17 protein-coding genes are annotated in these 23,448 nt (G+C 58.8%); 7 read left to right on the top strand and 10 right to left on the bottom strand.

Annotated elements, in window-relative coordinates:
- The first annotated feature begins 4 nt into the window (after positions 1 to 4).
- Complete coding sequence (locus BR04_RS11410) at positions 5 to 583, top strand: manganese efflux pump MntP (RefSeq protein ID WP_496356143.1); 579 nt, start codon at positions 5 to 7, stop codon at positions 581 to 583.
- Here the strand turns inward: BR04_RS11410 and BR04_RS11405 are convergent.
- From BR04_RS11405 to BR04_RS11385, 5 genes are all read right to left on the bottom strand, one after another.
- Positions 580 to 1,950, bottom strand: coding sequence for a sigma-54-dependent transcriptional regulator (locus BR04_RS11405; protein ID WP_496356142.1), 1,371 nt, complete (start codon positions 1,948 to 1,950; stop codon positions 580 to 582). The genes BR04_RS11410 and BR04_RS11405 overlap by 4 nt on opposite strands.
- Positions 1,922 to 3,745 (bottom strand): ATP-binding protein, encoded by a 1,824-nt coding sequence (locus BR04_RS11400; RefSeq protein WP_496356141.1) that lies wholly within the window; start codon positions 3,743 to 3,745, stop codon positions 1,922 to 1,924. The genes BR04_RS11405 and BR04_RS11400 overlap by 29 nt, the downstream gene beginning before the upstream one ends.
- Before the next feature lie 220 nt (positions 3,746 to 3,965).
- Positions 3,966 to 5,483, bottom strand: coding sequence for a methyl-accepting chemotaxis protein (locus tag BR04_RS11395; protein ID WP_496356140.1), 1,518 nt, complete (start codon positions 5,481 to 5,483; stop codon positions 3,966 to 3,968).
- 144 nt (positions 5,484 to 5,627) lie between these two features.
- The gene (locus BR04_RS11390) at positions 5,628 to 9,740 is read right to left on the bottom strand and encodes a hypothetical protein (RefSeq protein WP_496356139.1); all 4,113 of its coding nucleotides are present in this window, start codon (positions 9,738 to 9,740) and stop codon (positions 5,628 to 5,630) included.
- Between the two features lie 18 nt (positions 9,741 to 9,758).
- A complete protein-coding gene (locus tag BR04_RS11385; protein ID WP_496356138.1) occupies positions 9,759 to 10,352 on the bottom strand; it encodes a hypothetical protein in 594 nt (197 codons plus the stop codon).
- A 222-nt stretch (positions 10,353 to 10,574) separates the two neighbouring features.
- Between BR04_RS11385 and BR04_RS11380 the strand changes: the two genes are divergently transcribed.
- The 6 genes from BR04_RS11380 (at position 10,575) to BR04_RS11355 (ending at position 16,705) form a co-directional block, all read left to right on the top strand.
- Entirely contained in the window at positions 10,575 to 12,194 is a 1,620-nt protein-coding gene (locus BR04_RS11380) for a glutamate mutase L (RefSeq protein ID WP_496356137.1), read from the top strand.
- Between the two features lie 111 nt (positions 12,195 to 12,305).
- Positions 12,306 to 13,670, top strand: a complete 1,365-nt coding sequence (locus BR04_RS11375; protein WP_496356136.1) for a sigma-54 interaction domain-containing protein — start codon at positions 12,306 to 12,308, stop codon at positions 13,668 to 13,670.
- A gap of 217 nt (positions 13,671 to 13,887) precedes the next feature.
- Positions 13,888 to 14,160 (top strand): glutaredoxin family protein, encoded by a 273-nt coding sequence (locus BR04_RS11370; RefSeq protein WP_496356135.1) that lies wholly within the window; start codon positions 13,888 to 13,890, stop codon positions 14,158 to 14,160.
- Positions 14,157 to 14,492 carry a ferredoxin-thioredoxin reductase catalytic domain-containing protein gene (locus tag BR04_RS11365; protein WP_496356134.1) on the top strand — a complete coding sequence of 112 codons (336 nt, stop codon included), beginning with the start codon at positions 14,157 to 14,159 and terminating at the stop codon, positions 14,490 to 14,492. The genes BR04_RS11370 and BR04_RS11365 overlap by 4 nt, the downstream gene beginning before the upstream one ends.
- A 241-nt stretch (positions 14,493 to 14,733) precedes the next feature.
- Positions 14,734 to 15,975: a hypothetical protein gene (locus BR04_RS11360; protein WP_496356133.1), complete on the top strand. Its 1,242-nt coding sequence runs from the start codon at positions 14,734 to 14,736 to the stop codon at positions 15,973 to 15,975.
- A 100-nt stretch (positions 15,976 to 16,075) separates the two neighbouring features.
- Positions 16,076 to 16,705, top strand: coding sequence for an SGNH/GDSL hydrolase family protein (locus BR04_RS11355; RefSeq protein ID WP_496356132.1), 630 nt, complete (start codon positions 16,076 to 16,078; stop codon positions 16,703 to 16,705).
- A 22-nt stretch (positions 16,706 to 16,727) separates the two neighbouring features.
- Here the strand turns inward: BR04_RS11355 and BR04_RS11350 are convergent, their stop codons facing one another.
- From BR04_RS11350 to BR04_RS11330, 5 genes are all read right to left on the bottom strand, one after another.
- Positions 16,728 to 18,278 (bottom strand): NAD(P)/FAD-dependent oxidoreductase, encoded by a 1,551-nt coding sequence (locus tag BR04_RS11350; RefSeq protein ID WP_496356131.1) that lies wholly within the window; start codon positions 18,276 to 18,278, stop codon positions 16,728 to 16,730.
- Between the two features lie 39 nt (positions 18,279 to 18,317).
- The gene (glnE, locus tag BR04_RS11345; RefSeq protein ID WP_496356130.1) at positions 18,318 to 21,227 is read right to left on the bottom strand and encodes a bifunctional [glutamate--ammonia ligase]-adenylyl-L-tyrosine phosphorylase/[glutamate--ammonia-ligase] adenylyltransferase; all 2,910 of its coding nucleotides are present in this window, start codon (positions 21,225 to 21,227) and stop codon (positions 18,318 to 18,320) included.
- 83 nt (positions 21,228 to 21,310) lie between these two features.
- A complete protein-coding gene (locus tag BR04_RS11340) occupies positions 21,311 to 21,628 on the bottom strand; it encodes a cupin domain-containing protein (RefSeq protein WP_496356129.1) in 318 nt (105 codons plus the stop codon).
- A gap of 249 nt (positions 21,629 to 21,877) precedes the next feature.
- A complete protein-coding gene (locus BR04_RS11335; protein WP_496356128.1) occupies positions 21,878 to 22,729 on the bottom strand; it encodes an NAD(P)H-hydrate dehydratase in 852 nt (283 codons plus the stop codon).
- Complete coding sequence (locus tag BR04_RS11330) at positions 22,720 to 23,259, bottom strand: putative Se/S carrier protein (RefSeq protein WP_496356127.1); 540 nt, start codon at positions 23,257 to 23,259, stop codon at positions 22,720 to 22,722. Before BR04_RS11330 ends, BR04_RS11335 begins: the two co-directional genes overlap by 10 nt.
- Positions 23,260 to 23,448 lie beyond the last annotated feature (189 nt).

Here is a 23,448-nt window from a genome sequence, read left to right as displayed (position 1 = left end):
TGCCATGACCTTTCTGCATCTTTTTGCCATATCCCTGGCCCTCGCCGTGGACGCCTTTGCCGTGGCCCTTGCCGCAGGTATCCGCATGAAACGGATCGGTTCCAGGGATATTCTGCGTCTTGCCTGGCACTTTGGTTTTTTTCAGGCAGGCATGGCGGGGCTGGGCTGGAGCTTTGGGCTGGGGCTGAAGGATTTTCTTCAGCCCTGGGATCACTGGCTGGCCTTTGGACTGCTCTGGCTGGTGGGGATCAATATGATCCGGGCAGGGCTTGGGGGAGAAGGCGGGGAGGAAACGGCGGAAAACCCCACAAAGGGCATGACCCTGGTGCTTTTGTCCGTGGCCACGAGTATTGATGCTCTGGCCGTTGGTTTTTCCCTTTCTGTCATGGAGATTCGTCCCACCCTGCCCCTTCTCATGATCGGAGGCGTGGCCTTCTGCATGACGGCTCTGGGAATGTTCTGGGGGCACCGCATGGCAAAGAGCCTGGGGATCGGTTCCTGGGCGGAGGTGCTGGGCGGGCTTGTGCTCATGGGAATCGGTATCCGGATTCTTCTGGAGCATACCCGCCCTGCTTTTTTCTAGGAGGCACTGTCCGGCATCATGCCATAGCTTTTGAGCTTTTTGTGCAGGGTTTTGCGGGTGATTCCCAGTTGCCTTGCGGTTTCGCTTTTGTTGCCGTCCAGGGCGTTCAGGGTGCGGATGATGGTGGCCCTTTCCACTTCCTCCAGAGGGATGATGGTTTCCGGCTCCTGGGGGAGGACAACGGGCGGGTTGTCCGTACCCGAAAAATCCGGCAGCAGGATGGCCGCATCCAGATAGCTGCCGGTGGACAGCACCACGGCCCTTTCAATGGCGTTCATCAGTTCCCGCACATTGCCCGGCCAGTTGTGGCGGAGCATACGATCCATGGCCTGGGGGGAAAATCCTTTGATGTCCTTGCGGTTTTTTTCCGTAAAATCCTTCAGGAAACGATCCGCCAGCAAAGGGATATCCTCCCGTCTTTCCCGTAAGGCGGGAAGCCTCAGGGTGACCACATTGAGGCGGTAATAGAGATCCTCCCGAAAGGCCCCTTCCTTCACCATGTCCTCCAGAGGCACATTGGTGGCAGCTACCACCCGTACATCCAGACGGATCACCTCTTCCCCCCCCACCCGGGTCAGCTCCCTTTCCTGCAGGACGCGTAAGAGCTTGGCCTGCATGCTCATGGGCATGGAGCTGATTTCATCGAGAAAAAGGGTACCTCCGTTGGCCTGGACAAAACGGCCCTCTTTTCTCCTGTCCGCGCCGGTGAAGGATCCCCTTTCGTGGCCGAAAAGCTCGGATTCCAGCAGGGTTTCCGTGATGGCCGCACAGTTGATTTTGACAAAGGGGCCGTTTCTTCTGGGGCTGTTGTAGTGGATGGCGCCTGCCACCAGCTCCTTTCCCGTTCCGGATTCCCCTGTGATGAGTACGGTGGCTTCCGCAGGGGCCGCCTGGGTCAGGGTTTCGAGGAGCTGGCGCATGGCCGGACTGTTGCCCACGATGTTCCTGCGGTCAAAATGTTCCGCAGCCTGGGCTTTCAGCCTGTAGTTTTCATCCCTGAGGCGGACATGCTCCATGGCCCGGAGCAGGGTGATTTTCAGTTTTTCAAAATCCAGAGGCTTGGTGAGATAGTCGTAAGCCCCTTTTTTTAAGGCTTCCACCGCCGTATCCACGGAGGCATAGGCCGTCATGAGCACAATGGGAATGGCGGGATTGATGCGGCGTATGGCATCCAGGGCTTCAATGCCGGAGATGCGTACCATGCGGATATCCATGAGAATCAGGTCAAAGGCCCGTTTTTCAACGGCTGTGATGGCCGTATCGCCGTCATCCGCCGTATGGGCCTCATAGGCCCAGGTTCTGATGATGGTTTCCAGCATAGTCCGGTGGGCGTGATCATCATCCACGATGAGGATGGCAGGGCGCATCCTGAATATCCTTTCCAGGAAAAATAAGGGTAAAAGTACTGCCTTGATGGGCTGCGGAGGCCACCACGATTTTTCCGCTGTGGGCTTCCATGATGTTGTGGGCAATGGCAAGGCCAAGCCCCGTGCCTGAAGATTTGGTGGTGAAGTAGGGATCAAAGATGTGCGGCAGGGCACTGTCGTCCACACCTCTGCCCGTATCCCTTACCTCAATGCGCACCTCCGTATCCAGCAGCACGCTGGAGAGGGTAAGAATGCCGCCTTCTTTCATGGCGTCAATGGCATTGAGAAAAAGATTCAACAGTACCTGCCGGATGCGGTCTTCGTCAAGGTAGAGATGCAGATCCGGGGAGATCCGGTTTTCCAGGTGAACGCCAGCGCTGGTCGCAAGGGAGCTTACCAGGTGCAGGGTGGCTTCCGCCAGATCCCGTATGCGGCAGCAGCGGCGGGAGAGCACCACCGGTTTTGAAAAATCGAGAAGCTGGCTGACCACCCGGTTCAGTCTGTCCACCTCCTGAATCATGATATCGGCAATTTTGCATTCATCCGGATGGTCTCCGTAACGCTGGCGGAACAGGGTGGCAAAGCCCTTGATGGAACTCAAGGGGTTTCGGATCTCATGGGCCACCCCTGCGGCCAGTTTCCCCACGGTGACGAGGCGCTGGTTGCGGAGGATTTCCTTTCTCAGGGCATCAATTTCCGAAAGATCCCGGATGAGCAGCATGATGCCGCCGGTTTCATCCTCCGCAGCGGGTTCAATGCGCGAAAGGGCGGCTTCCAGACGCATGGAACCCTCTTCCGTGGGGCAGGGGATTTCCCGGTACAGCCCTTCCCCGGAGAGGGCAGGCGAGCTGATGTCTGTGGAAAGGAGAAAATCGAAAAGGGGCGGGGGCAGAACCAGACGGGCCGGGGTTCCCGGAAGGGGAGGGGGGATGCGCAGGAGTTTTTCCGCAAAGGGATTGAGGGTTTTCAGCATCAGCCTGTCGTCAAAGGCCATGAGACCCATGGGCATGTTTTCCACCAGATGGTTGGAAAAGGCCCGTACCCGGGAAAGGGTGCTGCGGGTGAGCTGAAAACTCTGGAAGAGAAGGATGAAGACAATCCCCGCAAAGCCCACCAGCAGCATCATGCCGCTCATGAGCAGGGAGTGCCACATGTCCGATACCCTGGCCCTTTCCACATTGTGCATGTCCAGACCAATGAAGATCATGAGGCGTTCTTCCGGGATGCGGGACATGGAAGCCAGAGCCGGATCCAGACCGGCGAGAAGCCGGAGTCTCTGCTGGATGAGGCTGTCCTGATCGGGATCCAGAATGAAGGGGCGGTAGACTTCAAAGACATGGGGGTGGTCACCGTTCTGGAGAATCCGCCAGTAGAGGATGTTGCGGGTGATTCCGGGATCCGGATCTTCCTGGATCTGGGCAGGGGGAGGAAGCAGGCCCTGCTGGATCTGCATGCCCACCCGTTCGGGCTGGCTGTGGGCGATAATGCTGCCGTTTTCCCGGATGACAAAGAGGTAACGGATATCCGGTTGTTTGGCGGTTTCCTGAAGGAGATGCTGGAGCCGGAATCCCTGCCACTGGGCGGTGGCCACCCCTGTCCGGGTTCCGGCTTCAAAGGACCGGATCAGGGCCGCGCCTTTTTCCAGCAGGAGACGGTAGGCATTTTCTTTCTGGCTCTGGATGGTATTGAAGGTGGCGAATCCCACCAGAGGAAAGAGAACCAGGGATGCCCCTGCCACCACCCAGGGAGGAAAGGAGATCCAGAACCGGTTGGAAAAGATTTCCGCAGCTTTCATATGAAAAAAAATCCCGTTTTCAGGTTTGCGGTCTGGCGAGAAGCCAGTAGGGATGAAAGCAAGAACCAGGCCGCAAATTTTGGGGAAAAGCAGGGGGTTTTGGGGCCGATGTGCTTCCAAAGTATCCATGGAAAGCAGGGGGTGGGAGTGGTCTGTTTCCTTTGTATCCAGTACGCTGAAGTCCTCTTCCGGTGACGAGCTTCACCGGAAGAGGGGGAGATCAGGCTTTCATGAGAGTGGCAAGATCCCTTGAGATACCGTCCAGCTCTGTTGCCCGGAGATCCACCTGGCTGCCATTGTCCGCAAGCTGTCTGCTGGTTTCCCGGATGTTCCGGATATTTTCCGCAATCTCTGCGGCATTGTGGGCGTTTTCGCCCACCCGGGTTGTGACTTCCTGGATGCCGGAGGTGGCCTGACCGATGTGCCGGGCAATTTCCTGCATGGTGACGGACTGTTCCTCCACCGCAGAGGCAATGGAGGAAACCCCTTCATTGGCCTCGTTCACCACAAGGGAGATGGCTGTGATGTCGGCGATGGAGGTGGCGGTGGCTTCCTGGATGGCGGTGATCTGCTGACGGATATCCAGGGTGGCTTCCGCAGTCTGACGGGCGAGCGTCTTGATTTCATTGGCCACAACGCCAAAGCCCTTGCCGGCCTCTCCGGCTCTTGCGGCCTCAATGGTGGCGTTCAGGGCCAGCAGGTTGGTCTGTTCAGAAATTTCCGTAATCACCTCCGTGATGCGGCCAATGGCTTCGGCACTTTTTCCCAGAACCCGGATTTTTTCCGTGGACAGATGGGCTTTCTGCACGGCGTCATCGGTGACCTGGCTGGCGTTCTGGGTACTCTGGGCGATTTCCTGGATGGTGGCCGTCATTTCTTCCACAGCAGAGGCAATGGAGTTGAGGTTTCCCGTGGCCTGATCCATGGCTGCGGCCACATTCTGGATGTTGCGCCGCATGGATTCCGTGGCTGTGGTGACGCCCTCGGACTTGGTGAAGAGGGCTTCGGTATCCCTTGCCGTATCCCCTGAAATGGTCTTCAGCTCTGTGGCGGATCGTCCCAGATGGCCGGATTTTTCTTCCATGGCCCTGAAGAGGACAGCCAGTTTCTGGCCCTGTTCTTCGATGTGGGCCTTGTCCTTGAGTCCTGTCCAATACCAGACATGGTTGGAGCGGGTCACCATGGCGAGCATGGCGGAAAAAAAGGCGAGAAAGGCGGCAAAGGCCAGGGAGACGGAATCCCCCTGATGCAGTCCCCAGGCAATATTGGGACCGATGACAAGGAGGATGAAGATGAAGGCTACGGACAGCCTTGGGGACATGGAGGAGCTGGCTCCGGCTCCCAGACCGGATACGGAAAGCACCACGAGAAGGGAGACCCAGTCCAGGCCATAGTGCTGGAGGGAAAGAAAGGCCGTGAGTCCCCAGAGGGCGGCGATGGCATAGTTTCCGAAAAGAAACAGTCTGTGCCAGAGCTGGGGCGCACCGTCATAGCGTTCCGCCGTATGGCGGGCCACAAGAAAGCGCAGGGGGGTGAGCAGCATCACGCCTGCACAGAGACTCCAGAAGAAAAGGGGCATGTCCCTGCTGATGGGGGTGAGAAAGTAAAAGAGCAGCAGTCCCATGGGATAGGCGGCAATGGAGGAGCGGGATCTTGCCGCCAGCTCAAGATCCGCTTCCTTCCGATGCGCGTCCATAAATTCTTTGTGGGTGGATTGGGTTTCCCTTGCCTGTGTCATGATCTTGGCCTCCTGATGCGGTATTCAGTTGGTGAACGCTGCCTTATGGCAAAATCCGCATGACCGGGCAAGGCTTTTATGCAACAGCTGCTGAAGAGAAGGCCCCTGAACAGAAGCTCTTGGCTTCGTTCTGTTTTGTTCTGTTCAGGATGGGCCGGTATCCGGTGTCTGTTCTTTTTTTACCCCTTCCTGGGGAAGATCCAGCCTCAGCCCCGTATCCTGGGGATCTTTTTTGGGTTTCCCCTGCCAGGCAGGGCCTGTGGTCAGGGCTTTCCAGGCCCAGGGGGCCCAGGAGAGAATCCGTGCCGCCAGCCAGAGGGCCCAGGCGAACATGAGAAGCCGCCAGATGAAAAGGGGCAGAAGCAGGACACCGGTACCCGGAGGGATGCCCCTGCTGCGGTCTGCGGTCCAGCGCAGGAGCTGGGACGTGGAGCCGTTGCCTGCGATCTGCATGTCCGGTACCCCGAGGAGTCCGTTTCGGACGGCTGCCAGCAGGATGAGGGCCATGGTAAACAGCAGAAGTCCGAATCCGCACTGCCAGAGGTTGTGCAGGCTACCCATGGGCTGAACCCGGGTACTGCGCCACTGGACAATAAAAAAGCCTGCCACCATGAGGAGAATGGCCAGGGGAGAGAGGGGAACCAGCCCCAGTCCGAGCAGCAGCCAGTCCCTTGTGCGCAGGGGGGAGCGGTTGCCCTTCAGGGCAAGAAGAAGACAGCCGGTGAGTACAAGCACGATCCAGCCCCAGATGCGTACCCCAGGCCCCAGAAGGGGACCGTAGGTCCAGAGCAGCCACTGCTTTTTATCCAGCTGGATTTCCTGAAGAATATTAACCGTGGGCATCCCCAGATCCAGGGCTGGCATCCGTATGAACCGGGGCAGGAAGAAAAGGGGCTTTTCTGCGGGGAGTTCCCAGCGCATTTCAAGCGTGTGGCTGCCCGGTCTCAGATCCAGAAGCAGGGCTTCTCCTTCCCTGGGGAGGGGATGCTCCCTGCCGTTGATGCGGATTTCCTGGAGAATCCCCTTTTCAGGGCCCTGCATGGGATGGTGCAGGGCCTTGCCGGAACGGATGGTGGCCTCAAGGTGGAGCCGCCTGCGTTCCTTGCCCGCCTCCAGTTTCAGGGAGAGTTTTTCACCTGTGAGCAGGGAACCCGGAGCCGGAGGCATGACGGCAAAGGAGAGGTTCAGAACCTCTCCCGGAAGGGGGTGCCAGAGAAGCCCTTCTCCTGTGGCCCTGGGGGGGGCTGTGGTACCGGAAAACTGTAAATGGCGATCCGTACCTCCCTGGATCTCCCAGAATTCCGTAAAGTCCAGGGTCTCGGCCATGCGGAGCTGAAGGCTATCCTGCTCCGGCAGCCGGCTTGTCCAGGTAAAGCGCTGCCCGTAGGCGGGGATGGCCAGTTCCACATGGCCGTCCCGTACGGTAAGGCCTTCCCTGAGGATGGTTTCTCCGGCCAGCACGGGAATACGGATGCGTCCCGGTCTGGTACCGGGATAGCTTCGTGTGAGGGTGGTGCGGACTTCCCATTCCCGGTCACGGCGGATGCTGCGGTGTACCCGGACAAAGGGCAGCACTTCCGGCTCTTCGGCAAGAATTTCAGGCTTTTTTTCTCCTTCAGGCCTGAAGAGCAGCATTTCCCGGATACGGCCCTCATGACCCAGGCCCTCCACCCTCCATCCCGGCGCATGGAGCCTGAGAGTGTCCGGATTCAGGGGAAAATCCAGGCGGAAAGGGCTTCCGGGCAGGGACGCCGTCATGCGCAGGGTGTGGATGCCGGGGGGGAGAGCCACAAAGTCCTTGCCTTCCCAGCGGAGAACGGGGGGCTTTTCGCCATTGAGAAGAAAGGCGGGGCCGGGCAGGGGCAGATCCGTTACCGGCAGGGGGAAGGCCAGCAGGCTTCCTGCATGGATTTCCATTTCCAGGCTGAGGGCAGGATGGGGGCTGTCCGGTCTGTCCAGGGTGAGGGTGGAAGGCCCGCTCCGGCCACAGTCGGGAAAGCAGGCTTCCCGGGTCCGGAGTCTTTCCTTAAGTTCCCTGAGGAGGGACTCCGGCGGAAAATCCGCCTGGGCCCTGGTGAGGGGGCTGAGGGACAGAAGAACCAGAGCCAGGGCCAGTCCTGTGGTTTTTCCCAGACCGGGAAGGGCATAGGGAAAGCCCGCAGCCAGTCGCCCCAGTACCAGTACCATCAGACCTACCCGTAAAAAGGCGGCCAGGGATGCGGCCAGGGGAGGAATGAGAAAGAAGGTGAGGCTGTGTTCCGGCCCGGCAAAGCCTGTCTGAACAGGAATGCTCCGCCATTTCCAGGAGGGTTCGCCCGGGCCGGTCTGGGTGACGGGGGGGATCCTGGGAGCCTCGGCTTTCCGGGCTTTCATGACCATGGGGGGGGCTCCGGCCATGTCCATGCTGTCTGAATACCGCAGGCCCTTTTCCGCGATCTGCTCCATTTCATTCGCAGCTTCGGAAAAAAGGCTTGCCTGCTGTACGGCCCTGGGGGCAGCGGTATGGCGCAGAAATTTTGCCGGGTTTTCAAGCTGGGGATAGAGGGCTGTGCGGATCTGATCTGCCGCATAGGGCAGGGCCACAAGACCTGCTCCAAGGAGAAGGAGGATGTGGATTCCGGACAGGAGGGTCAGGGCCAGAGGACGGGGATGCCTGTTCCGGAAATACCTGCCGAGGGCGGCTGTGGCGGCCAGGGAAAACCAGAAGGGCAGGGGCAGGGGAAAACTGTGGTGAAAGAAGGCAATGGACAGGGCAAAGGCAAGGCCCCACGTCAGCCCCCAGATCTTCAGGGCGGCTCCGGAAAGCAGGACAAGGAAGAAAAAGTCGAGAAGGGTCCAGCGGGAAAAGAGACTGTGTCGTTCCGCTGTCTGGCCTCCCTTCAGGGTGGCCAGATGCCAGCCGGGGGGAAGATGCAGGGTGATGTCCTGATCTTCCATGGCGGTCTGCCAGCCCAGAGGCAGAGCCTTGCCGGAAAGGGGGGTGTCCATGCGGCTGAGGCTGGTGAGGGCAAGGGAGCCGGGAGGAAGTTCAATGCCCTGAAGCCCGTCCTGAAGGGTGATGAGCCGATCCTGTTCCTGCCAGGTGATGCGTCCGGGCAGGAGCGGCCCTTCTGCCCTCATGCCGAGATAGCTTCGGGTCTGGAGGGTTCCGGAAAGCTGATCCCGCACCGTGGCACCCTTGCCGTTGAAATCCAGCCAGATATCCCGTTTCAGGTGTAGTCTTTCCTCTGCGGGTTCTGTCCGGCTTTCCCGGATATGGATGGAGGGGCTGGCTTCCGGGTTCATGGCATAGGCGGCCCAGGATTTCCATTCGGGAGGCAGGCTGGTCTGGCGGGGATCCAGGGCTTTGCCCCCCTGAAGTTCCGCAGCCCGCAGCTCTGGCCGGGGCACAAAAACCCAGAGTTCTTCCAGCTTCCGGCCAGGTACGGAGAGGTTGTTTTCGGAGCCGGAAAGCAGATGCACAAGGCGCAGGGTGAAGTTACCGGGCCGGACATCCAGTACCAGGCCATCGGCCATGGAGGGCTTTAAGGGCAGGGGACTGTCCACCTGCACCAGCACAGCCTTTTCCGGCAGGGGAACGGGCAGGATCTCCTGACGCGGTTCCCCGGAAACGGAAAGCTCAATGCGGGTTTCCATTTCCAGAGGGTGACCGTCCTGGATTTTCCGGTAAATGCGGAGGCTTGTATGTTCGGGTTCCGCAGGTCTGGGGTTCCGGGAGGGGGGGGCTCTGAACCAGAGGCGGCCTTCCTCATCCCGCAGCAGGCCCGTGAGGGGGGACTGGTTTTTACGGACTTCGATCTGGGCGATTTCCGGAGGAAGTTTCAGGGTATCCGGTATTCTGGGCCAGAGGAAACGGCCCTCAATGCGCTGTTTTCCAGGGGTGAGGTACAGAACGGGAAGGCCCTTTTCCATGAGCAGGGGATGGGCTTTGCCGTTGACCCGCACATCGCGGGGCATCTGGGTGCCCTCTCCCGGAAGGGGGATGGGGCTTGCTGCAAACAGTTCCCAGTCCATGGAAAAGGTTCCGCCTTTTTCATGGAGATCCAGTTTCAGGGTGTGGGGCCAGATGCAGAGGGCGGGCAGGGGAGAGCCTGTACGGCTGGGGCAGAAGCGGGTTTTGTCCTGATGCTCCACCCAGGGGATCCAGGGCTTCAGGCTTTCGGGGATGTCTTCAGCGGGACTGGCATACAGGAAGGGATGGGGGGTGAACAGGACAAGAAGCAGGACAAGGCAGGAGAACAGGGAGCGTGGAATCATGGCGGTTTTCCTTGTTTTTCAGGGTTTGGGTTGTTTTCCTTGAAAAAAGGCCTGTCTGTGCCTGGGGCTGGCCAGGTTGAGGGAAAAGGAGCGGAAACGGCCAAAACGGTACACGGCTGCGGGAACAAGGCCCGTGGCCGAAGGCGGGTATTGCCAGAGAATGAGATCCCCTTCGGGGTTGGTGAAGCCCTCATCCCGGGTGTGACGTATGCCCCGAACCTGTTCCCAGAGGGCAAGGCGCAGGGAAAGCAGAATGTCCCATCCATGGGAAAGGTGTACTTCTTCCATGGGATGGATTTCGTAGAGCATGCGGACTTTTCCGATATAGCCCTTCAGCCAGCGGGCGGCGGAGACCGGACGGCCCTGGGCCACCTCTTCCAGAAGATGTTTTTTTCTGGCAAGGGCCACAGGATGCTTGTCCAGGAGGATGCAGCAGAGAAGGGCCAGATCCGTCCCGTCGGCAAGCTGGACGAGGATCTGTTCCCAGGGCCGGGTTTCGGAACCTTCGGGGATGAGCCGAAGACCTGGCCAGGAAAGCTGAAGATCTCCCATCAGACGGGGCAGGGAGGGCGGCGTCTCCTGGGGTGTGAGAATACGCAGGCAGTAGGCCATGGGGGCTTCCTTTCAGAGTCCGGGTAGCATAGCATGTTCCGCAGGGCTTGCCCAAGGGACTTTTGACCCATTGTCCCGGTCAAAACAACAGACGCTCTCGTCAAGAGGCTCTGGTTGTGGTATGCGGGGAAGGGGTTGAACAGCCAGGAGACACAGCGTGCAGGGCGGGGCGGAGCGCTCCGTTTTTTTGATAGATTTTTTTTCTGAAGATGGGATAAGGCAATGACACACTACGGCATTGGCATGGATACGGGCGGTACCTATACGGATGCCGTTCTCATGGATCTTGAAAGTGGTGAGGTACTGGCAACGGCCAAAACGCCCACCACCCATCAGGATTTGCAGATCTGTCTGGGACGGGCGGTGGAAGCCCTGAAGGAAAAGGTGGATTTTTCTTCCCGGAGGGTGAGCCGGGTTGCCGTTTCCTCCACCCTGGCCACCAACAGCATTGTGGAAGGGCAGGGGGCGGATGTGGGGCTTTTCGTGATCGGCCTTGACAAGCACCTGGAGCTTCCCGTGGCGGGCATCAAGCAGGTGGCAGGGGGGCATACGGTGCTGGGCGAGGAGGAAAGCCCTCTGGACGTGGAAGGTCTTCTGGACGGCGCCCTCTTTTTTCGGGGCAGGGTGGATGCCTATGCCGTGATTTCCGCCATGAGTTTTGCCAACCCCGCCCATGAACAGGTGGCGGCCAAGGCCATTTCCATGGTGGATCCCAGACCCGTTTTCTGCTCCCATGTGGTGAGCGACCGTCCGGGACTGGAGGCCCGTGCCGCCACCACCGTGCTCAATGCCCGTCTCATGCCCAGAATGCAGGAATTTCTGGAAGGTGTTCTTCTCACCCTTCAGGGTTATGGTCTGGAGAAGGAGCTGCGGGTGGTGCGGGGGGACGGAGGCTGCATGGACGTGGAAGGGGCCGTGCAGCAGGCGGCCAGCACGGTGGCCAGCGGGCCAGCGGCCACAGCCTGGTTCGGTGCTTCTGTGGTGGCGGAAGGGGAGGCTCTGGTGGTGGATGTGGGCGGCACCACAACGGATATCACCCGCATCCGTCAGGGAAGGCCCCTGGTGGACAGGGACGGCAGCCGCATCGGTGCCTGGGAAACCCATGTGCCTGCGGTATCCATGCACACGGTGGGCATCGGCGGGGATTCCTTTGTGCGTGTGGAGAAAAAGAAAAGGGTCATCGGCCCGGAACGGGCCGTTCCCCTCTGCATGGCCCAGGGGCTGCCAGCCCCCGAACTCTGGATGGATGGGGGCGCCAACGCCGCCTGCCTGCGGGCCGTTCCCGAAGGAGAGGCCGCAGATCCCCTCTGGGCCGTGCTCATGGATTATGGCCCCATGGCCCTGGGCCAGCTCGGGGATGCCCTGGGCCTGCCGGAAATGGTACTGAAAGACAGGATGGCTCCCGGCCTGCGCAAGGGGCGGATTCAGCGCATTGCCTTTACGCCAACGGATGCTCTGCATGGCCTGGGGCTGCTCGATTTCGGCAACCGGGACGCCTCCCTGGCCGGGGCGCGGATTCTGGGGGCGGCCCTGGACATGGACGCGGAAAGCTTCTGCCGGGCGGTGCTGGCCGATGTGGCCTGCCGCATTGAGGATGCCATTGTGGATTTTCTTGTGCGCCTTCAGACGGGAAAAGCCTTTTCCGCCTTCTGGCCGGAGCGCAGAACCCATGAAATTCTCGATGTGCATTTTGCCCTGAAGGGCCCCCTTGTGGGCATTGGTGCGGCTGCGGGCTATCTGCTGCCTGAGGTGGCCAGAGCGTTGGGAACGGAGCTGATTCTTCCCGAACACCATGGGGTGGGCAATGCCATCGGTGCCCTGCGCATGGCCCGGGAAGCCTGATGGGTTCAGGGCTTTCCGGATGTTGGCCGGATTGGTTCGCACACCCCGGAGCGGGATTGTTGCGGGCCGGGGGACAGCTATTATACGGATCTGCAATAAGACAGGACTTTCATGAATCCTCCTGATATGGGCGTCGCATCTGTGGATGACATCCTTTTTTCCAGGGAAAACCTTTTCCGGGTACTGGACAATCTCGACACGGGCATTGTGGCCCATGACACCTCCCGCAGAATTTTTGTGTTCAACCGGGAGGCGGAGCGGATCACGGGCTTTTCCAGGGAGGAGGTCATCGGCCGGGACTGCCATGAGATCTTTGGATCCCCCCTCTGCGGCAGCCGCTGTTCCTTCTGCGAAGGCATGACCTTTACGGGAGAACAGTGCCGTTATCCCCTCAATCTGGTTTCCCGTTCCGGCGAAGTGCGTCAGGTGGAAATGCAGGTAACGGCCATGAAACATCCCGACGGCTCCCTCTGGGGAGTGCTGGCGTCCATGCGGGATGTGACGGATCTCTTTGATCTGCGCCTCAAGGCTGCGGACATGGGCCGGTTTTCCGGCATTATCGGCAATGATCCCCAGATGCTCCAGATTTTTCAGCAGATCCGGGATGTTTCCCAGTATGATTTTCCCGTGCACATCACAGGGGATACGGGGACGGGCAAGGAACTGGTGGCTGCTGCCATCCACAGTGAAAGTCCGCGGGTGGAAAAGCCCTTTGTGCCCATCAACTGCGGTGCCCTGCCCGAAGGTCTTGTGGAATCCGAACTCTTCGGTCATGTGAAGGGTTCCTTTTCCGGTGCCATCCGGGACAAGAAGGGCCGTTTTGAGCTGGCCCACGGCGGCACGGTTTTTCTCGATGAGGTGGCCGAACTTTCCAAGTACATGCAGGTGAAGCTTCTGCGCTTTCTTCAGGAAGGCACCTTTGAGCGGGTGGGGGGAGAACAGACCGTCAAGGTGGATGTCCGCATCGTGTCTGCCACGAACAAGGATCTGAAAAAAGAGGTGCAGAAGGGGGAGTTTCGGGATGATCTTTACTACCGCCTCAACGTGGTACCCATCCGGCTTCCGGCCCTGAGGGAGCGGCGGAATGACATTCCCCATCTGGTACACCATTTTATGGAAGAGGCGGCCCGGCAGTATCCCCATACCTCTCCGCGGATTTCCCGTGAAGCTCTGGGACTCCTGCTGGACTATTCCTGGCCGGGGAATGTGCGGGAGCTTCAGAATGCGGTACGGTTTGCCATTGTCAAATCCGGTGGGGGCGAAATGAAGCCTTCGGATTTTCCCCTGGAGATCCGGGGGGAGGTGGATCTGAAATCCAGAAGGGGGCCTTCCCGCAAGCTGGATGCGGATACCGTGGCCCAGGTACTGCTGCGCACGGACGGCAACAAGGCCAAGGCGGCCAAACTTCTGGGCGTGGGCCGGGCGACTCTGTACCGTTTTTTAAAGGACTATCCGGAACTTTATACAGGAACATAAGGCAAGCATTTCGGATCAGACTTTTTTTACCGGGTGTCCCCATGGGGCAGATATCCGGATCAGAGGTGTGGTTATGGGAATTTTTTCGCGTTGGAAAGCATGTTTTTCCCGAAAAGGACAGGGGGGTGTCCCTGTGTCCGTTGTGGAAAGGGACAAGAGGATGCCCTCTGAGTCCTCATTTTCCTTTCCGGAACCCCAATCCGCAGGAGGCCCTGGTATGAGTCAAGGGGAGGCAGGCAAGGCACCCCAGGTGACCTTGTATTCCTTGAGTACGTGCAGTCATTGCAAATCCACCAAAAAACTTCTGGGAGCATGCAGTGTGGCCTATGCCTTCACGGACGTGGATCTGCTGGATCAGGAAGAGCGCAGGCTGATTCTGGAAGAGCTGCGTGCCCTGAATCCCCGCTGCTCCTTTCCCACCATTGTCATCAATGAACGGGTCATTGTGGGGTATCGGGAAGATCAGATCAGGGAGGCTCTGGGCTTATGAGCATGGAAATCGAAAAACTGCACGCGATGTTGCGCAAGAGCCAGGAAGCCAGGGGCTATTTTTTTTCCAGAGATCAGGAGCGGGTGAGGGAGCTTCTGGCAGCCCTGCTGGAGAACAGGGAACGCTACGGGTACATGGCCTGTCCCTGCCGTCTGGCCTCCGGAGACCGCGAAAAGGATAAGGACATCCTCTGCCCCTGTGTGTACCGGGAGCCGGATGTGGCGGAATTCGGAAGCTGTTACTGCAATCTTTACGTCTCGCAGGACTGGAACGAAGGAAAGATCCCGGAGGTCTATGTTCCGGAGCGCAGACCTGTGGAAAAGATGTTCTGAGTATTTTTTCCGTTCATTCCCTGCCGTGCTGTCAGGCCCGGCAGGTCAGCTCCTAAGAAAGCCGCCCTTTTCACCTGTGGGAAGGAGTGGTTTTTTTTGCCTTGCAGCAGGAAGGGAAGATGCTTAAGGTGGTTTTATTGGAAAATGTTGCAGTGCTGCACAGGCAGAAAGGCCTTTTTTTCAGGAACCGGACATTCTGATGCGGGAGGTGGGTATGCGGAATCTATGGCGGGGTTTGTGTATGGGGACGCTGTTGGGGCTGACCCTGGTGCTGCCCGCAGCAGCAGGGGACGATGAGGTCTGGCAGAGTATTTTTCAGAACATCCCCAAGGACAGCAGGATCGTGGAGGAAACGGCCCAGGAGGGAAAACTCTATGGTGCCAATGCGACTTTCACCATCCGGGACGGCAATGGCAAGCTGGGAGACTTTGGGGACAATGACCTGATTTTTCTTGATATCCAGGGAAACGGGGTGTCGCTGTCCTTTGGATCTGCCAGTGACAGAAAAACCAAGCAGGAACTGGTGGACTGGGCGGAGGCCAATAAAACCCAGCTGTTCCGGGCAATTTTCGGGGATTCTCCGGAGCGGAGCGCCAGTGGTATGACCACAACCCAGTCTCTGGCCCAGTCCGCTTTCATCTCTTCCGTGTACATGGCTCCCAATGCCCTGCCCGGTACAACGGGTACGGCGGGGCCGGGGACAACGGGTGTCAGCGAGGCGGAAACCTTTTCCTTTGTTCCGGTTTCCAATAAGGACATTGTGATTTCCGGTCAGCATGACAGCATGAAGATCGGGGCGGACAAGGCCACGGGTTCCAGCGGCATTATGGCCTATGAGTGGCGTTTTGGAGCATCGCGCACCCATTCTGCGGGAATTTCCATTCCTTACCGTCAGCTGGATCTGGAAGACAATCTGGATACGGAATACAAACATGCCGCCTTTATGCCCTTTTTCAAAAAACGCTGGTATCAGCCCAACGGTGTGGTGGAGTGGATGGTCAACGGCACTCTGGGTGTAACGTATCTGAAATCCAAGGTTTTTACCGATGGTGGCGGTTATATGGAGTATGGGGGCGGAACAGGCATCCGCTATTCCCATGCACTTTCCTCCAATGCCATTGTCAATGCGGGACTGATGTACCAGGCCCTGAAAAAAGAAATTCCCAACGATCTTGTGCCTGAGGAAGTCCGCTGGATTTCCAATGCCCTCAATGCCCTTCCCTGGGAGCACAGCATTATTCCTTCCGTTGGGGGGATCATGAATTTCATGGACGGTTTTCTGACCTTGAGGGGAGAGGTTTTCCGGGTTCATCAGGTGCAGGACGATGTGCCTTCAGGATACGAGAACCAGACCGTGGTCTTTGGTATGGCCACCATCCGGCCCCTTTCCTGGTTCAGTTTTTCCCTGGGATACAAAGAATCCTTTGAGCTGGAGGATGTGACGGATCAGTCCTATGTGGTGGACTTTACCCTCACCTGGTAGCCTGATGTCCGGGGAGGATACAGCGAGAAGCGGCGGGCAGGTTTCTTGTGGAGCCTGCCCCTTTTTTGTGGAAATCCAGGGAATGTTGTCAGGAGTCCGGATGGAGAAAAGAAAGACGGGTAAAGTGGCTTTTGTGGGAGATTCCATTCTCCATGGATGGGGGGTTGCACCGGAGGCCGCATGCTGGCGGGTGTTTCAGAAAGAGACGGGGCTTGCCGTCATTCAGCAGGGGGGAACCAACCCCATGGCCCAGCCGGGAGCCACCCTGGGGGATCTGCTGGCACGGACACCGGGACTGATAGAGCGGTACCGGCCGGATCTGGTTTTTGTTTCCGCAGGTGCCAATCATTTTGACGGAGACGGCAGGCTGGCCTGGCCCTATGGCATGACGGAGGAGGATTTTCTGGAGCTTTTTTTTCAGCTTTTTTCCCTGCTGAAAAAGGAAGGCGCTGTCTCCGTATGGCTGGGATTTCCCGCCCTTGAAGCCTGCGGCAGGCATCAGGAAAGACCCCTTGCCCTTTCCCGGAGGGTGGGAAATCTTTGCGGAGAGCTGCTTCAGGGCTCCCGTTTTTTTCTGGAGGACATGCTCGGAGACCCCTCCTGGGATGCCATGGGCGGTCGTTTTTACGACAATCTGGCCATGGATCTGCATCCCAATGCCGCAGGTCAGGCCTGTATTGCAAAAAGCTGTGTGGCCTGGCTGCGGGAAACGGGGGGTCAGATGCTGTGAGCTTTTTGGGGTCGGATTCTTTTCATCCTGCAAGAAAGGCGGCACAGGCCTCCGCCGAGGCCAGACCGTCCATGGCGGCGGAGGCAATGCCCCCCGCATAGCCGGCCCCTTCCCCACAGGGAAAAAGTCCCTGCACCTGGGGATGCATACGGGTATCCGCCTGTCTTGGAATGCGGAGAGGGGCGCTGGTACGGGATTCCACGGCCAGAAGCAGGGCTTCTTCCGTAAGAAAGCCCTGATGCCGTTTTCCCAGAATCTTCAGACCTTCCGCAAGGGCTGTGGCAACCAGGGGGGGCAGCCATGCATGGAGGGGAGCTGCATGGATTCCCGGAAGGTAGCTGCTTCTGGGGAGGGTTGCTGACGTTTTCCCGGAAACAAAGTCGGTCGCCCGCTGGGCCGGAGCTTCCAGGCTGCCGTTGCCGCCAAGGAAGAGGGTCTGTTCCACCTTTCGCTGGAAATCCAGGGCGCAGAAGGGATTTTCCATGGGATCCTGCCCCAGATCCGAAAGCCGGATTTCCGTGACCAGCCCCGCATTGGCAAAGGCGCCTCCGCGTTCAGCAAAGCTCATGCCATTCAGCACCAGCTCTCCGGGGGCCGTGGATGCGGGTACAATGTAGCCTCCCGGACACATGCAGAAGGAAAAGACCCCCCTTCCCCCAGCCTGACAGGTGAGACGGTACTCCGCAGGGGGAAGGGCGTTGTGCCGTGGGGACGCACCGTAAAAAATGGCATCCACCGCTTCCTGGGGATGCTCGATGCGTACGCCCATGGCAAAGGGTTTGGCTTCCACCCGGATACCTTTTTCATGGAGCAGGGCATACACCTCCCGTGCGGAGTGGCCTGTGGCGAGGATCAGCCCATGGCCGTCCACCCGTTCTCCGCCCTCCAGCACCACGGCGCTGAAGGCACCGTCTTCCAGGATGAGATCCTGCACAAAGCGGTTGAAATGCACTTCCCCGCCTGCGGCGCAGATGGCCTCCCGCATGGCCCTGACAATGCCGGGAAGCCGGTTGGAACCGATGTGGGGATGGGCTTCTGTCCGGATAGCCTCCCCGGCTCCGAAGCTGCAGAAAAGATCCAGCACCCTGCGGATATCTCCCCTTTTGGTGGAACGGGTATGGAGCTTTCCGTCGGAATAGGTGCCCGCCCCGCCTTCGCCAAAACAGTAGTTGGAATGGGGATGCACCTGCCCTTTGTACAGGGCCTTGATGTCAAACCGGCGGGAGCGCACATCCTTTCCCCGTTCCAGCACAATGGGCCGGATTCCCTGTTCCAGCAGCCCTAAGGCCGCAAAATACCCCGCAGGCCCTGCGCCCACAACCACAGCTCTTTTGCCGGAAAGGGGCCGTGGCTCAAAGCCGCGGATGCGGTCAGGGGGAGGGCCTTCGCCTTCCCAGCATTCGATCAGAAGGACAAAGCGGGGCTTTCTGCCCCTGGCATCCAGGGATTTTTTCCGGATGCGCCAGTCAAAGTGGTGAGGATCTGAGGGTCTGGCTTCACCGAGGATTCTGTGGCGGAGCTTTTCCGTATCCGCCATCTCTTCCGGAGAGATCCGGAGTTCAAAGGATTTCATGCATCGTTTCTCTTTCTTCAAGCCCCTTGCAGCCTGCCGTCATAAGGTTTCCGCTCCGGTTTTTTCCCCTGTTTCAGTGTCTTCCATGTAGCGCCGCCAGATTTCCCGTACGCCTTCCCGCAGTTTTTTAAAGTGCTTTTCCGGAACCTGAGAGGCTTCGTTCTGAAGATTTTTCCGGTGTACGGCGACCCGGAACAGAAGATAGGCACTGCGCAGAAAGGTGGCTTCTTCGGGGCGCATGACACCGGTTTCAGACAGGGTTTCCAGAATGCGGATATTGTCCGTCCAGCGGGTCAGGGCCGGTGTGCTGTGGGCATGGGCCAGCACCATGTACTGCACCAGAAATTCGATATCCACGATTCCCCCCGTATCCTGTTTGAGATCAAAGAAACCGGGGTCGGGCCGGGTGTGGGCCTTTTTCAGTTTTTCCCGCATTTCCCGGATTTCAGCCCGCAGTGTCTGCGGTTCCCGTTTCAGGCAGAGAATTTCATGGCGGATGGATTCAAAGCGTTCGGCCAGGCGATGGTTTCCGCAGATGGCCCTGGCCCGCACCATGGCCTGGTGTTCCCAGGTCCAGGCCTGACGGCGCTGGTATTCCCCAAAGGCGGAAACGGGTACCACGAGAATGCCGGAATTGCCGTCCGGTCTCAGCCTCAGATCCGTTTCGTAAAGGCTGCCTGCCCGGGTGTGGGTTTTCAGGCAGTGAATGACCCGCTGTCCCAGCCGGGAAAAAAACTGGCCCGAAGAAAGGGGTTTTTCCTCCCCTTCCGTGAAGCCTTCCGTATCCTCATGGAGAAAGACGAGATCCAGATCCGAACCATACCCCAGCTCCAGCCCTCCCAGCTTGCCATAGGCAATAACGGCAAAGCCCCAGCCTTCGATGGGTTCTCCCCGGGTATCCAGGGGTCTGCCATGACGGCCTACCAGTTCTTTGTGGGAAAAATCCACAATCTCACTCACCACGCTCTCCGCAATTTCCGTAAGCCGGTCACTGACCTTCATCAGGGGAAATTCACCGGTGACATCGGCGGCGGCCACCCGTAACAGGCCGGACTGTTTGAACACGCACAGGGTTTCCAGCCAGGTTTCCAGATCCTGGAGGTCAAGCCCTTCCAGACGACGGCGGAGAGCTTCCTGGAGTTCCTCACGATCCGGGGGCTGATACAGGGTTCTGGGGTCGAGCAGTTCATCCAGCAGCACGGGATGACGGGAGAGAAAGTCCATGATCCAGGGGCTGGCATTGGCAAGGCGGACCAGATGGTTCAGGGCGGAAGGGTGTTCCAGAAAAAGGGAGAAATAGGTGCTGCGGCGCTGGACGGCACGCAGCAGGTTCAGAATACGGTCCAGGGCCTGTTCCGGATTTTCTCCCTTTGCGCAGGATTCGAGGAGAAGGGGCATGAGGGTGTCCAGCCGTTTTTTTCCTTCACTGCTCATGGCCTGATTGAGAAGGCTTTCCCGGAAATAGTCCAGCATCCGGAAAGCGGTTTCCGGTTCCCTGTATCCGGCCTGGGCGAGAAGCCCTGCAACGCTGTCCCTGTCCATGTGCCGGTTTTTCCAGAGCGCTGCCATGGGCCGTACGGCTTCCCTGCCTTCTTCCTCCACGGAAAGAAGACCCTGAAAATGGGTATGCACCCGGATGCGATGGGCTTCCAGAGCGTTAAGGAAACAGGCCCAGTTTTCAAAGCCCATGGCTGCGGCAAGGGCCTTTCGGGGCCTTTCTTCCTGGGGCAGCAGGTGGGTCTGCCGGTCTTCCCAGGCCTGAATGCGGTGTTCCGTGTGGCGAAGGAAAAAATAGGCGGTTCGGAGTTCCTCCCGAACCTGGGCAGGAATGAGGCGGAAGCGGGTCAGGGTATCGAGAATTTTCAGGAGTTCCCGTTCCTGAAGTCCCGGTATCACCCCGCCCCGGAGCAGCTGAAAGGCCTGACCGAAGAACTCGATTTCCCGGATGCCGCCGGAACCGGTCTTGATGTTGTCCGCCATGCCTTTTTTCCGGATCTCCACCATGATGGACTGCTTCATTTCCCGCAGACTGTCAAAGACACCGAAATCCAGATACCTTCGGAAAACAAAGGGTTTCAGGCGCTGAAGCAGTTCTCTGCCATCCTCAGCATCGCCGGAGATGGGGCGGCATTTGATGAGGGCGTAACGTTCCCATTCCCGTCCCTGGGTCTGGTAGTAAAATTCCATGGCGTCAAAGTGGATGACCATGGGCCCGTTATCCCCGAAGGGTCTCAGCCTGAGATCCACCCGGAACAGGGGGCCGCCCGTGTTGCCGCTGAACACGGCGGTGAGCCTGCGGGCAAGGCGGGTGAAGAAGGTCTCGTTTGCGATCACATCCGGGCCTGCGGTTTCTCCGGGTTCGGGGTAGGTGTAGATGAGGTCGATGTCCGAAGAAAAGTTCAGCTCCCCGGCTCCCAGCTTGCCCATGGCCAGGACGACCAGGCGCTGGGGTCTGCCGGACTCCTCCCCCATGGGCTCTCCGTGGAGGGCCGTCATTTTTCCGTGCAGCCAGCAGGCTGCGGCATCCACCACAGCCTCGGCAAGATCCGAAAGGGATGTCAGGGTTTCAGCAAGGGAGGCTCTGCCCGAGAGATCCCGGAAACAGATGGCCATCATGCGGAGGTGGCGGATTTTCCGTAAAACCAGGGACAGGCTGCTTTCGGAATCCACATTTTCCAGGGCCTGTGCGATGGCCTCCCGGACGGAGGACGGTGGTGAAATGAGGAGGTTGTCATTCCTGAGCCGGTCCAGCAGATCCGCTTCCCGCTTCAGACCTGAGGCGAAAAAGTCGCTCATGGCGGCGACTTTGCGCAGATCCGTAAACAGGGTGTCGGATACAAGGGGCCGGGATGCTTCCAGACAGGCGAGGGTTTCCGGATGCCGGTCTGCCAGAAGGGCCAGCAGATCTTCCGGCACCAGGGGCTGTGGGGTTAGGGTCTTTTCAGGCATGGGGTTTTCCGTTTCTTGTGGCAGGATCCTCCCGATCCCCCGTTCCGGGGCCTGGATTCTGTGCTTCCCACCGGATTCATGTCTCAGTAATGCACTGCCAGCCAGAGGGTTTCCGTATCCGGATCGGTCCAGTCTACCCGGTGTTTTGCATGGGCGGGAATGTGAAGATAGTCTCCGGGATCAAGAATCACAATGCTTTCCGGATCTTTGAACCGTATGCCGGCACGTCCCTGCACCAGCAGGACAAATTCGTTTCTTTCCTGATCGTACCAGAAACCTTCGGGGGAGGAATGGGCGCGGGAGATGATGCGCTCAATGGTCACGCCCTTTTCTTCAAGAAGGGTTTCAAAAATTTCGTGTTCCGGGTTGGCGGGAATGTTCCGGAAGAGGGAGGCTTTCATGGGTAGGTCTCTTTCAGAAAGGATGGTTACCGGGGCGCAGGTAAAAGGCTTCCGAACAGGGCTGGCATGAGGAACAGCACCTGGGAGGGTTTTTATCAGATGGAGGGGGGATGCGCTATTTTTTTCATGGAAAGAAGGGCGACGTTTTTTCCGAAGCCCCTGGGGAGGCTCCTGATGGTCTGGCACGGCGCATGGGGAGGCCGTCTTTTGGCTCCGGCCTTTTTCCCCATGCCTTGAGGAGCCTTTTCTTTATCCGAACCTGCCCAGGGCCTCGGGGAGCACCGCCACAATGGCCGCCACCTGGCTTGCGGGCGTGGGCTTTGCCAGTACCCCTGCCTGGCGGTTGGCCCGTGCCGCCAGATGGCAGGCCCTTTCCATATCCATGCCACCCGCAATGAGGGCCGAGGCCATGCCCGTGAGGGTATCGCCCGTGCCGCCCATGGCTTCCATGGCCTCACAGGAGGGGGCATCCACCCGCCAGTGAATTTTTTCCCTTGAGGCGAAGAGATCGGAAGCCCCCTTTACCAGCAGATGCTGTGCGGCGTTGTCGTGGAGATAGGCCCTTTCGATCAGCTCCGGTGCATTTTCGTCCTGATGCAGGATGAAGCCCCGGGTGTAAAAGGGGTGGGGAGCCTTTTCATCGGCAAGAAAGGCCAGCTCTCCCACATCCGGGGTGAAGAGATCATAGGCGCTGGCATAGCCGCTCATCTTGGCCGCATACATGAAACCTGCATCCGCAATGCGGACGGGGGGCCGGGAAAGGCCGTCCAGGGCCATGAGGATGCGGTTGTGCCAGTCCACATCGGGCTGAAGATAGTGGAAGGTGAGGGTGTCCGCCCCAAGACGCTCCGCATTTTCCACAAGATACTGGTACACAAGACGGCTGCCACCGCCCCGTCCCGTGTCCCCGGCCAGCAGGGCATGGGGCGTTTCGCTCCCTGTAAAGCGGGATGCCTGAATGGCCGCAGCCACAAGGGCCGGGGTTCCCCGGAGCACGGGAATGCGGTGGCTCCCCACCTTCAGGCTCCCGCCTTCCAGAAGGGCCGGGCCGCAGACCAGGGGAAAGGTCAGATCCGGTACGGTTCCTGCGATCAGGAGCATTGGCGTTCTACCTCCTCATAGGCAAGCTGGAGGGCGTACCCGCAGAGGGTGTGGCCGATCTCCCTCGGCTTCGGGGCTTCTTCCAGGGTTTTTCCCGTAAGCTGATCCGCAAGAAAGGGCACATCCGGACAGCCGCCTCCGGAGATGTTCACGATGGTGCGGGTTTTTTTTTCAATGGTGATTTTCATATTGGCAGCCCGCACCATGAGATAGTCCCCGAAATCCTTGGTGTGGAAAAGATCCACAGGGGAGAGAAGGGGGCCTGCCACAGGTACCACTTCCAGAGGGAAGACCTTGTCCGCTTTCAGGGTTTCGAGGATGCGCATCTGCTCCATGAGGGGAAATTCCACCACAAGATCGCAGCCCCTCTGGATTTCCGGCGGCGGCCCCATGACCCTGATGGCCCAGCCTCCGGCTTTGAGAAGGGTCTCCGCACGGATCACGTCGGAGGTGTGGTCAAAGAGAAGCATCCCCCGATCCACCCGCCGGGGCTTTGTTTTTTTTCGGGTAAATAATTTTTTAAAAAACATCGTGCAACTCCGGGGAAAAGAAATCCGGTTCAGGGACAGGTCTGGGGAAATCTCCGATGGGGAGGTGCTGTCATGAAGATGCCTGCATCTTTAGCCCAACTTTGTCATTTTTTTTGAAAAACACCCGCCTGGCAAGGGTTTAGCACAAATCATGGTCACTACTTATTTTATATGAGTGATTTTTCTCTG

This window comes from Desulfobotulus sapovorans DSM 2055 (assembly GCF_059569355.1).
The sequence above is the reverse complement of the archived record's forward strand: the minus strand, read 5'-3'. Positions and strand labels throughout refer to the sequence as shown.

Coding starts and splice junctions, on each gene's coding strand:
- BR04_RS11410 (WP_496356143.1), top strand. CDS start 5: ATGACCTTTCTGCATCTTTTTGCCATATCCCTGGCCCTCGCCGTGGAC.
- BR04_RS11405 (WP_496356142.1), bottom strand. CDS start 1,950: ATGCGCCCTGCCATCCTCATCGTGGATGATGATCACGCCCACCGGACT.
- BR04_RS11400 (WP_496356141.1), bottom strand. CDS start 3,745: ATGAAAGCTGCGGAAATCTTTTCCAACCGGTTCTGGATCTCCTTTCCT.
- BR04_RS11395 (WP_496356140.1), bottom strand. CDS start 5,483: ATGACACAGGCAAGGGAAACCCAATCCACCCACAAAGAATTTATGGAC.
- BR04_RS11390 (WP_496356139.1), bottom strand. CDS start 9,740: ATGATTCCACGCTCCCTGTTCTCCTGCCTTGTCCTGCTTCTTGTCCTG.
- BR04_RS11385 (WP_496356138.1), bottom strand. CDS start 10,352: ATGGCCTACTGCCTGCGTATTCTCACACCCCAGGAGACGCCGCCCTCC.
- BR04_RS11380 (WP_496356137.1), top strand. CDS start 10,575: ATGACACACTACGGCATTGGCATGGATACGGGCGGTACCTATACGGAT.
- BR04_RS11375 (WP_496356136.1), top strand. CDS start 12,306: ATGAATCCTCCTGATATGGGCGTCGCATCTGTGGATGACATCCTTTTT.
- BR04_RS11370 (WP_496356135.1), top strand. CDS start 13,888: ATGAGTCAAGGGGAGGCAGGCAAGGCACCCCAGGTGACCTTGTATTCC.
- BR04_RS11365 (WP_496356134.1), top strand. CDS start 14,157: ATGAGCATGGAAATCGAAAAACTGCACGCGATGTTGCGCAAGAGCCAG.
- BR04_RS11360 (WP_496356133.1), top strand. CDS start 14,734: ATGGGGACGCTGTTGGGGCTGACCCTGGTGCTGCCCGCAGCAGCAGGG.
- BR04_RS11355 (WP_496356132.1), top strand. CDS start 16,076: ATGGAGAAAAGAAAGACGGGTAAAGTGGCTTTTGTGGGAGATTCCATT.
- BR04_RS11350 (WP_496356131.1), bottom strand. CDS start 18,278: ATGAAATCCTTTGAACTCCGGATCTCTCCGGAAGAGATGGCGGATACG.
- glnE (WP_496356130.1), bottom strand. CDS start 21,227: ATGCCTGAAAAGACCCTAACCCCACAGCCCCTGGTGCCGGAAGATCTG.
- BR04_RS11340 (WP_496356129.1), bottom strand. CDS start 21,628: ATGAAAGCCTCCCTCTTCCGGAACATTCCCGCCAACCCGGAACACGAA.
- BR04_RS11335 (WP_496356128.1), bottom strand. CDS start 22,729: ATGCTCCTGATCGCAGGAACCGTACCGGATCTGACCTTTCCCCTGGTC.
- BR04_RS11330 (WP_496356127.1), bottom strand. CDS start 23,259: ATGTTTTTTAAAAAATTATTTACCCGAAAAAAAACAAAGCCCCGGCGG.